Source organism: Vermiculatibacterium agrestimuris (assembly GCF_943193085.1).
GTDB lineage: Bacteria > Bacillota > Clostridia > Oscillospirales > Oscillospiraceae > Vermiculatibacterium > Vermiculatibacterium agrestimuris.
Genome location: NZ_CALPCU010000016.1, coordinates 42,817 through 50,153, shown reverse-complemented (window position 1 = coordinate 50,153; position 7,337 = coordinate 42,817). Strand labels below are relative to the sequence as shown.

Genomic DNA, 7,337 nt, shown 5'->3' with positions numbered 1-7,337 from the left:
CCCCCCCCCCCCCCCCCCCCCCCCCCCCCCCCCCCCCCCCCCCCCCCCCCCCCCCCCCCCCCCCCCCCCCCCCCCCCCGCTCCTGCTTTTTGCTGTATGGATATCCCTTGGAGGGGGTCAATCTCCCGTTTCCTCCATAAAGGATTGGCTGCTCTTGTAGATCTCGTCCACCAGCTCCCGAAGCTCTGGATGCCGCTGACAAGCCCGTTTGGAGTAAAACAGACACAGCTCCCCGTCACCGCAATCGTCCGCAAAAGGAATGCTGATCAGCTTCCCGGTGTGGATCCCTTCATACCGGTTGAGGATCGGGTAATAGGAAAGGGCGTACACGTCGTCGTGGGTCTCCGCCATTTTAATGATGCTTTCCACCGATTCTGAGCGGATAAACTGTTCGGGCGGAACGACAGGGGACAGCCAGTCCAACAGGGCGGAAATGACTGGGGTGCGAGCTTCCGCGCTGGAACGCAGGACACAGAAGCGGTGCTTGAGGTCTTCCGGCGTGACGCAGTTCCGGCCTGCCAGGCTGCTCTGACTGTTGGTCAGACAGCGGTATGCCCCGTGAAAGAGGATCATCGGTGGATTTCCCTGCAGCTTGCTGTAGTTCTCGATGGGATTTTTTGCGCCGCAGACAAAAAGCGTCAGGGCGGGCTGCTCGATGTCTTGAGAAATATACTGCTCGGGGGTGGGGCACAGCTGGCAGCTGACCTGAATGTCGGGGTGCCGCTTTTTGAAGTTCAAGATCACCTCGGGCAGCAGGAAATTCGGAAAGGAATGCTGGATGTAAATATTGACTACCTTTAGGGCGCACTGCTGGGAAAGGGTCAGCCAGCCGTTATAATAGGACACGATCTGCTTTGCTTCCGGCAAAACCTTTTTCCCTGCCTCTGTCAGGCGGATCCCCGCCTTGTCACGATAAAACAGGCGGCAGCCGACCTCTTCTTCGAAAAGCTGAAGAGATTTAGTCAGGCTGGGTTGGGCAATATACAGCTTCTGCGCGGCTTCATTGATGGAGCGGGATTCTGCCAGGGTAATGAAGTATTCTAATGTCTTTAGCTTCATTCCAGTACCTCCACTCTCTATGGTATAGCTTTTTTTCATATGCCATTCCATTGATATATTATACAAAAAACCACTTCTATGATAATCTAAATATGGCAAGGATGTCAAATCCTAAATTTGAGAAAGAAAGAGGTAGTTCTATGACAAAGCGTGAAAGATTCATGAAATTCCTGGCAAATGAGCCCGTAGATCGCGTTCCTGTGGCCTTTTTCCACCATTTCTGTGGCCCTGATCTGATGGAAAAGGGTTTGGAACTGCCTGAGGCTTTCGAGAGGAACATCGAAGGTCACCGGGAAGCTCTGGCTGTCTTTGATCCCGATGTGATCAAGGTTATGAATGACTCTCTGATGGTTTTGCCTCTGGACACCTCCTTCGTGGAGAAGCCCTCTGACCTGCGGAAGATCCAGCCCCCCTCCGTGAACTCCCTGTTTGGCAAGAAGACCAAGGAGCTGACCCAGCGGGTCATGGAGATCTACGAGGGCAAGGATGCCCCCATCTATGCCACCGGCTTCTCCGCCATCCGGGTGCTGCGGGGCAGCCTGGACGGCATGACCAACCCCAATCCCCGTCTTCCCAAATGGCTGGAGGAAGATCCCGACTCCGTGTTCTGCGCCCTGGACATTCTCACCGATACCATCATCGAGTACAACGAGATGCTTCTGAAGGAGTGCGGCGTGGACGGAATGTACTTCAGCGTTCAGAACCGCAACCAGTATTTCCCCGACGAGATGTTCACCAAGTTCGTCACTCCCTCCGACCTGCGGGTCATGGAACACGCCAACAAGCTCAGCGCCATCAACCTGCTGCATATCTGCGGCTTCACCGGTGCGCGCAACAACCTGGAGCTGTTCAAGAACTATCCCGCCGCGGCGTATAACATTGCCGTATATGCGGAGAAGGTCTCCCTCAGCGAGGGCAGAAAGGTCTTCGGTGGCAAGCCTGTCTTCGGCGGCTTTGCCCAGGATGGCATTATTGACAAGGGAACCAGGGAAGAGGTCAAGGAGGCCACCTGGAAGATCCTGGACGAGTGCGGCCAGGTGGGCGTTATGATCGGCGCCGACTGCACCGTGCCCTACAACATTGATGACGACCGGTTCAATTGGGTTCGCGACGCTGCCATTGAGTATGCCGAAAAGCATTAAGGAGAAAACACCATGCTGACACCTGAGATCCAAGCTGCCTTTGTGGGCATTTTGAACGAAGAACTGAAGATGGCCACGGGCTGTACCGAGCCCATCGCCCTGGCCTACTGCGCGGCGAAAATGCGTCAGATCCTGGGGGCGGAGCCGGAGAAGATCCGGGCCGAGGTCTCCGGCAACATTCTGAAGAATGTGAAGAGCGTGATCGTGCCCAATACCGGCGGGCTCAAGGGCACCAAGGCGGCCATCGCCGCCGGTGTGGTGGCCGGGGACGCCGACCGGGAGCTCCAGGTCATCTCCTCGGTGGACAAGGCCAGGCATCCGGCCATTGCCGCCTACAGCGAGAACACGCCCATTGAGATCGTCTGTCCCGACACCCCCCACCTGCTGGACATTCAGCTCACCGGCTGGGCTGGGGAACACTGGGCCACGGTGCGGATCGCCGACCACCACAACAATATTGTCTACATCGAAAAGGATGGCAAGATCCAGCTGGAAAAAGCCCTGGATGACACGACCGGCAACGGGGAAGAGGCCGACCGAAGCCTTCTGAGCCTGCCCAATATCCTGGCCTTTGCCAACGAGGTGGATCTCTCCCTGGTAAAGGATCTGCTGGAGCGGCAGCTGCGCTGTAACAGCGCCATTGCCGAGGAGGGCTTGAAGAACAGCTGGGGCGCCAACATTGGCTCCACTCTTCTGCAGGAGTACGGGGATGACATCAAGTTCGAGGCCCGGGCCTGGGCCGCCGCGGGCAGCGATGCCCGGATGAGCGGCTGTGAGATGCCGGTGGTCATCGTCTCCGGCTCCGGCAACCAGGGGATCACCGCTTCCATGCCGGTTTACCGGTACGCCAAGCACCTGGGCGTCAGTGAGGAAAAGATGTACCGGGCCCTTATTGTCAGCGACCTGGTGACCTGCTACCAGAAGGCGGGCATCGGGGTGCTCTCCGCCTACTGCGGCGCCATCAGTGCCGGCGTAGGGGCCGGGGCCGCCATCGCCTACCTCCAGGGGGCGGATGAGAAGGCCATCGGCCACACCATCATCAACGCTGTAGCCATCCTGTCCGGCACCATTTGCGACGGGGCAAAGCCCTCCTGCGCGGCCAAGATCGCCGAGAGCGTGGACGCGGGGATCCTGGGCTACAAAATGTATCTCAGCGGCAACAACTTCCAGCCCGGAGACGGTATCATTGGCGGGGATCTTCACGATACGGTGGTCAATGTGGGTGTCCTGGCCAAGGAGGGGATGCGGGGTACAGACCGTACCATTCTCAAGATCATGACCCAGTGAGCCATACATTTGTGTTTCAACAGAGAAAGGAGAAAACATTATGGAAAAGAAAGAAAAAGGCGGTTTCGCAAAAACATTTTCGATCTGGTTTGGCCTGGGAGCCCTGATGTTCGGTACCTACTGCGGCGCGAACATGGCTGCCGGTACCTATGCGTCTACTTACATTGTCACCCTGGGCGGCGGCTGGGCCATCGTGTGGCTGGCCATGTTCTGTGCCTTCATGTCCTTCTTCTGTGCTGTGGGCCTGGAATTTGTGCGTGTCTACAAGGTCAACAACTACAATGAGTACTATCTGGCCCTTTACGGCGTGGATAAGCCTCAGTCCAACCCCTTGATCCGCGCCATTGTCACAGTCTTTTTTGACATTTTCACCACCCTCAAGGGTCTGGTCAACGTGGCCGCCACCGTGGCCCTGTTCAGCGAGCTGATGAACTCCCTGTTCGGCGTTCCCATGCTTGCGGCTACCATCCTCGGCATTGTTCTCTTTGCATTCCTCACCATGTACGGCGCGGCGTTCCTGCGCAAGTTCAACTCCGCTATGACCATCGCCCTGATCGTCGCCCTTGTGGTGATCCTGGCCGCCGTTATCAACATTCGGGGCGACGTGCTCGCAAGCCGCATCGGCAATTTCCAGGAGGGCCTGGACTGGACCGGCACTACGGTGAAGGCCCACTTCTTCCTGTTCCTGTCCTACTGCTTCAACACCTCTGCCTGGGGCTCCACCATGAGTAACTACGCCGACCAGCTGCGGGATCGCCGGGATGCCATTGGCTCCGGCGTGATGATGGGCGTTCTGGTCACCCTGCTCTTCGGCATCACCGGCGCCATCGTTCTGCCCTTTATGCCCGAGGTCATTTCCGGCACCCCCATTCTGATGATCTGCCAGAAGTACTTCTCTTCCGCGCTCACCGCTATCTATTGGGTGGTCGTGATGCTGGCCGTGATCTCCACCGCCCCCAGCTTCACCTTCAACTTCTCCAACCGCTGGGCCAAGGTCTGGAAGACAGAGAAGGTCTCCCACAAGGTCAAGTTCTTCGTCCTGTCCTTTGCCTTCCTGCTGGCCTGCGGTCTCCTGTCCTCGGTGGGCCTGATCACCCTGGTCAAAAAGGGCTACACCGCTCTGGGCAACATCGCTCTGTTCACTATCATCATCCCCATCTTTATCTCCATCCCCCGTATGATCCGCCAGAATAAGATAAATCAAGCCGCGGCCGCTGCCGGAAAGGGCGAGGACGCATGAGAGAGATCATTTTCAAGCCTGAGCTGTACAGCTTCGATACCTGCCGGGAATTTGTTGAGGAATTTCATCTGGACGCTTCCGATCTGATCCTCACCAATGAGTATATCTACCGGCCTTACTTCGGAGAGATGGGGCTGGAGTGCTCCGTCATCTACCAGGAGAAGTACGGAGCGGGGGAGCCCACCGACGTTATGACGGAGGCCATTGTCCGCGATATGGTCAAAGCGGGCTGCAAGCGGATCGTCGCCATCGGCGGCGGCACGATCATCGACATCGCGAAGGTGTTGGCCGTGGCCGGAGAGGAGTCCATCGACGCCCTCTACGATATGGCCCCGGAGCTGCCCAAGCGGCGCAGCCTCATCATCCTGCCCACCACCTGCGGCACTGGCAGTGAGGTCACAAACATCTCCATCCTGAACCGCACCCGCTTGGGCACCAAGATGGGACTGGTGGGCCCCGCCATGTACGCCGACGCAGCCATTCTGATCCCGGAGCTTTTGAAGGGCCTTCCCTTCGCGGTGTTCGCCACCAGCTCCATCGACGCCCTGGTTCACGCCGTGGAGTCCTCTCTGTCCCCCAAGGCCACAGCTTATACCAAGCTCTTTGGCTATAAGGCCATCGAAATGATCATCCGGGGCTATCAGGTGATCGCCCGGGAGGGGGAGCAGGCCCGGCTGCCGCTGCTGAAGGATTTCCTCATCGCCTCCAACTATGCGGGGCTTGCCTTCGGCACCGCCGGCTGCGCGGCCGTACACGCCATGAGCTATCCTCTGGGGGGGACATACCATGTCCCCCACGGGGAGAGCAACTACGCCATGTTTACCGGCGTTCTGAAAAATTACATGGAGATCAAGCAGGACGGCGAGATCGCGGTGATGAACGCCTATTTGGCCGGGCTGCTGGGCTGTGATGTGGCCCAGGTCTATGACAAGCTGGAGGAGCTGCTCGATCAGATCCTGCCCAAAAAGGCGCTGCATGAGTACGGCGTTCGGCAGGAGGAGTTGGCCGTGTTCACCAAGAGCGTGATGGAGACCCAGGGCCGGCTGATGGGCAACAATTTTGTCCCCCTGGATGAGGCCCGGGTGCTGAAAATTTATCAGGAACTGTATTGACATGATCACCGAGGAGGAATCACTATGGCTCTCATGACCGGCGAACAGTACATCGAATCCATCCGAAAGATGAATATGCAGGTCTACATGTTCGGCAAGCGGGTGGAATCCCCTGTGGACGACCCCATCCTGCGCCCCTCCCTCAACAGTGTGCGCATGACCTATGACCTGGCCCAGATGCCGGAATACGAGGATCTTATGACCGCCGTTTCCCCCTACACCGGGGAGCGGGTGAACCGTTTTACCCACATCCACCAGTCCACCGACGATTTGATCAAGAAGGTGAAGATGCAGCGGCTGCTGGGCCAGAAGACCGCCGCCTGCTTCCAGCGCTGCGTGGGTATGGACGCCTTTAACGCCGTGTTCTCCACCACCTATGAGACCGATAAGAAGTGTGGAACCAGCTACCATGAAAATTTCCGGAAATTCATGACCTACTGCCAGGCCAACGACCTGACGGTGGACGGGGCCATGACCGACGTGAAGGGCGACCGCTCCAAGGCCCCTCACGCCCAGGAGGATCCCGACCTGTTTCTGCGGGTGGTGGAGCGCCGCCCCGACGGCATCGTGGTGCGGGGCGCGAAAATGCATCAGACCGGCGCGCTGAACAGCCATGAGATCATCGTGATGCCCACCCAGTCCATGAAGCCGGAGGATAAGGACTATGCGGTCTCCTTCGCAGTTCCCATGGACACCAAGGGCATTTACATGATCATTGGCCGCCAGAGCTGCGACACCCGCAAGCTGGAGAACTCCGATATGGACGTGGGCAACGCCGAGTTTGGCGGCGTGGAGGCCCTGACCGTGTTTGACGATGTGTTCGTTCCCAACGAGCGCATTTTCCTCAACGGGGAGACGGAGTTTGCCGGAATGATGGTGGAGCGCTTCGCCGGCTACCACCGGCAGAGCTATGGCGGATGCAAGGTGGGCGTGGGCGATGTGCTCATCGGCGCCGCCGCCGTGGCCGCCGATTACAACGGCGCGGCCAAGGCCAGCCACATCAAGGACAAGCTCATTGAGATGACCCATCTGAATGAGACCCTGTACTGCTGCGGCATCGCCTGCTCCGCTGAGGGCCACCCCACCGAGAGCGGCAACTACATCATTGACCTGCTGCTGGCCAACGTGTGCAAGCAGAACGTTACCCGCTTCCCCTATGAGATCGTCCGCCTGGCGGAGGACGTGGCCGGTGGCCTGATGGTGACCGCCCCCTCGGAGGCCGACTTCCGGGACGAGAAGCTGGGGCCCGTGATCGACAAGTATCTGAGAGGGATCAACACGGTGTCCACGGAGAACCGGCTGCGCATCATGCGTTTGATCGAGAATCTCGCCCTGGGCACCGCGGCGGTGGGCTACCGCACCGAGAGCATGCACGGCGCCGGCTCTCCCCAGGCCCAGCGGATCATGATCGCCCGGCAGGGGAACCTGGAACACAAGAAGGAACTGGCCAAGAAGCTGGCCCATATCACCGAATGATCTGCCGTGGAGCCGCTTCGG

6 protein-coding genes are annotated in these 7,337 nt (G+C 58.6%); 5 read left to right on the top strand and 1 reads right to left on the bottom strand.

Features of this window, described 5'->3' with window-relative positions; all coding sequences use genetic code 11:
* Nucleotides 1–117: 117 nt before the first annotated feature.
* Nucleotides 118–1,059 carry a LysR family transcriptional regulator gene (locus tag NFR87_RS07155; protein ID WP_251448383.1) on the bottom strand — a complete coding sequence of 314 codons (942 nt, stop codon included), beginning with the start codon at nucleotides 1,057–1,059 and terminating at the stop codon, nucleotides 118–120.
* Nucleotides 1,060–1,199: 140 nt separating this feature from the next.
* Between NFR87_RS07155 and NFR87_RS07150 the strand changes: the two genes are divergently transcribed.
* From NFR87_RS07150 to NFR87_RS07130, 5 genes are read left to right on the top strand one after another with little or no spacing between them, the layout of a single operon-like run.
* On the top strand, nucleotides 1,200–2,201 hold the full coding sequence (locus tag NFR87_RS07150) for a uroporphyrinogen decarboxylase family protein (protein WP_251448380.1): 1,002 nt from the start codon (nucleotides 1,200–1,202) through the stop codon (nucleotides 2,199–2,201).
* Nucleotides 2,202–2,213: 12 nt separating this feature from the next.
* The gene (locus NFR87_RS07145) at nucleotides 2,214–3,488 is read left to right on the top strand and encodes an L-cysteine desulfidase family protein (RefSeq protein ID WP_251448378.1); all 1,275 of its coding nucleotides are present in this window, start codon (nucleotides 2,214–2,216) and stop codon (nucleotides 3,486–3,488) included.
* Nucleotides 3,489–3,528: 40 nt separating this feature from the next.
* Nucleotides 3,529–4,728, top strand: coding sequence for an SLC5/6 family protein (locus NFR87_RS07140; RefSeq protein ID WP_251448376.1), 1,200 nt, complete (start codon nucleotides 3,529–3,531; stop codon nucleotides 4,726–4,728).
* Complete coding sequence (locus tag NFR87_RS07135) at nucleotides 4,725–5,840, top strand: 4-hydroxybutyrate dehydrogenase (RefSeq protein ID WP_251448375.1); 1,116 nt, start codon at nucleotides 4,725–4,727, stop codon at nucleotides 5,838–5,840. Before NFR87_RS07140 ends, NFR87_RS07135 begins: the two co-directional genes overlap by 4 nt.
* A 24-nt stretch (nucleotides 5,841–5,864) precedes the next feature.
* Nucleotides 5,865–7,316, top strand: coding sequence for a 4-hydroxyphenylacetate 3-hydroxylase family protein (locus tag NFR87_RS07130; RefSeq protein ID WP_251448373.1), 1,452 nt, complete (start codon nucleotides 5,865–5,867; stop codon nucleotides 7,314–7,316).
* Nucleotides 7,317–7,337: the final 21 nt, after the last annotated feature.

What these genes read in the sequence shown, in the direction of transcription:
- NFR87_RS07155 (WP_251448383.1), bottom strand. Translation starts at nt 1,059, where the DNA reads ATGAAGCTAAAGACATTAGAATACTTCATTACCCTGGCAGAATCCCGC.
- NFR87_RS07150 (WP_251448380.1), top strand. Translation starts at nt 1,200, where the DNA reads ATGACAAAGCGTGAAAGATTCATGAAATTCCTGGCAAATGAGCCCGTA.
- NFR87_RS07145 (WP_251448378.1), top strand. Translation starts at nt 2,214, where the DNA reads ATGCTGACACCTGAGATCCAAGCTGCCTTTGTGGGCATTTTGAACGAA.
- NFR87_RS07140 (WP_251448376.1), top strand. Translation starts at nt 3,529, where the DNA reads ATGGAAAAGAAAGAAAAAGGCGGTTTCGCAAAAACATTTTCGATCTGG.
- NFR87_RS07135 (WP_251448375.1), top strand. Translation starts at nt 4,725, where the DNA reads ATGAGAGAGATCATTTTCAAGCCTGAGCTGTACAGCTTCGATACCTGC.
- NFR87_RS07130 (WP_251448373.1), top strand. Translation starts at nt 5,865, where the DNA reads ATGGCTCTCATGACCGGCGAACAGTACATCGAATCCATCCGAAAGATG.